General features: G+C 39.5%; 2 protein-coding genes. One reads left to right on the top strand and one right to left on the bottom strand.

All coding sequences use genetic code 11. The features are described 5' to 3' along the window. Positions 1-69 precede the first annotated feature (69 nt). A complete protein-coding gene (locus Q0507_RS00605) occupies positions 70-1,182 on the bottom strand; it encodes a hypothetical protein (RefSeq protein ID WP_298710864.1) in 1,113 nt (370 codons plus the stop codon). 59 nt (positions 1,183-1,241) lie between these two features. Here Q0507_RS00605 and Q0507_RS00610 point away from each other — a divergent pair. Next, the coding region (locus Q0507_RS00610; RefSeq protein ID WP_298710867.1) for a hypothetical protein at positions 1,242-1,674 on the top strand (433 nt) is incomplete at its 3' end.

Raw genomic sequence — 1,674 nt, forward strand, 5'->3', positions numbered from 1 at the left:
CTGGTGTCCTAACCGCTAGACGATAGGGCCGTAACTCCATGGATTATACCATGAAGGAGGGGTGGGTGTCTACTTTTTATCCAACTTAGAGCTTGTAAGATAATAAGATAACACAGACCAAGAACAGTAGATTACAGACACAACAATAAGTAGAGCAATAAACACAACCGACGAAACCATCACAGCACCAGCAAATGCAAGTATAGTATACTGTATATTGTAGATAAAGTAGATCAATGCGAACATCATAGTAAGCCCTATGCACACCAACGGAATAATTTTTAACCCTCCCATAACTCTATCTGTTACCCAATATTGCCTAAATATACACATTTTAATCATAATAATCGACAGTGCTAAACTATAGATTACAAAAGCAATACGTATAAACTCAGGCAAGTTATAATAGATAGCGTTAAATATCATATTCCTAGAATTAGGGTCATCTCCTATCATTACATCTACTAACAAAACACACAACGTCACGAAAGCAATTGTAGCTCCAATGGTCCTTTTTTTATCTGCTTTCGCAACAGGTAAAGGACTTACGGCAGCCGGAGTTTCCGTAAAAGTTAATTGCTTCTTCATATCTTCATTAGAATATACATCAACAGACCGCCGCCCATCCATGGTCTCACACGGAAACGAACTATTTGCCAAATTATCTTTCTGCTCAGTATTATTAAAGTTCGTCATTTTTTTATTTATACCTATTATATCCATATAGTATCGCATTATCGTCGATAAAGAGGAGCTCGCTAACATAATAGGGAAGATGATTGCAGGAAAAAGTATTAGAACGTCTATCGGCGCAGACTCACCATGCAACCAAATCGCCACAAAAATTATTGCCGACAGTACAGAAGAGTAGATTGCCGCCTTTGGACTATCCTTTACCATCTTGTTAATATTCTGATAATAACCCCTCCTGTACCACCTAATCATAAAACTAATCAACAGCAAGGAGTACATCATCGATACGGCTGGAATGATAACTGTCAAAAAAGAGACGTATACGTCGTACGGCCCTAATCCTCGCACTGAAGCGTAAGCTCCTACTAGCGTAATAATGGTAAATATTAAAGAAAAGAGCATAGCACGCTTAAAGACTCGCTTTTTCTCTGTGCTGTCATAGACTGACGCATTGCTTACGTCGGGATTGTTACTTTGATTATTACTCATACGACCAGTATACAACATAACTCTTGAGATTTTACAAAAAATTCGCCATAATAAAAGGTATGAAAAAGGGCGGGATTTGCTGTAAGCCTCACACAATTTCCAGATTTTGGTTAAGGCGGTTGTGTGAAGTAGCATTACTAAGCTGTTTTACGATTACACTTCTATACGCATGGGCAAGGTTTATTCCTACAGGCTATCAGCTGCCGATAGGCCTATCTGTCTCTGACAAAGCAGCTGGAGTAGCAGCAATCGGCAGCTTAATTATGCTTATTCTATGTTTCTGGCTGCCAAAAAAACACGAAACCAGTGTCGGTATTTTTGTATATTTATTAACCGTCGTCGTAAGCGCCGTCACCATCATTACTAGTGGTGGTGTCGTCTCGCCATTTTTAGCGATGTGGATCATTGTGGCAATTTTCGCAGGATTCTTTGGTATGGCTATTCTGGGCATAATGGCGCTTCTGGTAGTCTTGCAAATCATCGCCTTCGTCA

Source organism: uncultured Veillonella sp. (assembly GCF_938010505.1).
In the GTDB taxonomy this organism is placed as follows: domain Bacteria; phylum Bacillota; class Negativicutes; order Veillonellales; family Veillonellaceae; genus Veillonella.

What these genes read in the sequence shown, in the direction of transcription:
- Q0507_RS00605 (WP_298710864.1), bottom strand. Translation starts at nt 1,182, where the DNA reads ATGAGTAATAATCAAAGTAACAATCCCGACGTAAGCAATGCGTCAGTC.